This is a genomic window from Leptolyngbya sp. BC1307 (assembly GCF_002286735.1).
In the GTDB taxonomy this organism is placed as follows: Bacteria; Cyanobacteriota; Cyanobacteriia; order Phormidesmidales; family Phormidesmidaceae; genus Phormidesmis.
Genome location: NZ_NRTA01000190.1, coordinates 1 through 681, shown reverse-complemented (window position 1 = coordinate 681; position 681 = coordinate 1). Strand labels below are relative to the sequence as shown.

The 681-nt window shown below is 54.8% G+C and carries 1 pseudogene; it reads right to left on the bottom strand.

Features of this window, described 5'->3' with window-relative positions:
- A pseudogene (locus tag CKL79_RS23670) lies at positions 1–681 on the bottom strand (hypothetical protein); the annotation flags it as partial.

The window sequence follows — 681 nt, the reverse complement described above, 5'->3', positions numbered from 1 at the left end:
GGGAGAACCACTGGCATATAATCTTGACATCCTGAGCGCGGGTGACCAGCCCGACCTCTCGACGGTTCGCTTTCACCTGTTGGATAGTCAGCTTCTGAGTCATGCTGTCGGTCAGTTTGGCCTTGGCAATCCGTTTTTCTAGATTGATTCGCTGGGTCGTTGCTCCTTGCGCTTGGCGGGCCAGCCCATTGGCCACCTGCTCAAACTGCTGCTGGATATGGAACACATCACCATGGCAGGGTATTTCAGGCATCACTGCTTTCTGTCCGGCTCTTAGTCCACTACCGCCATCGGCAATCGTGTAGTCTGGGTCGAAGCCTTGCTCCATCACATCCAGCAGATGCCAACCCCAGGTGTTTTCATCACGGTGGTCTACACCCTTCAGCAAATAGCAGTACGTCGAGGCCGCATCAACGCCCACCAAGACAGGTTTATTGGCCTGGTAAATCTCGTCCTGGAGGCCAACCTTAATGCCAGCAAGGTCTTGAGATTGATTGATCTCTGCGGCAGTAGCCGCAGTGGCTTGAAGCCGGTTGTGGACAGTGCCAACGCTAACGGACGTATCGAATAGATCGCGGAACAGTTCAACCACGCCCCGATAGGAGCTGTGGCAGATCAGCACCAACCCCAGCATCAGCTGGTACAGCCAGTTCTTGGTCACCGGCAGATGGAACAAGACGT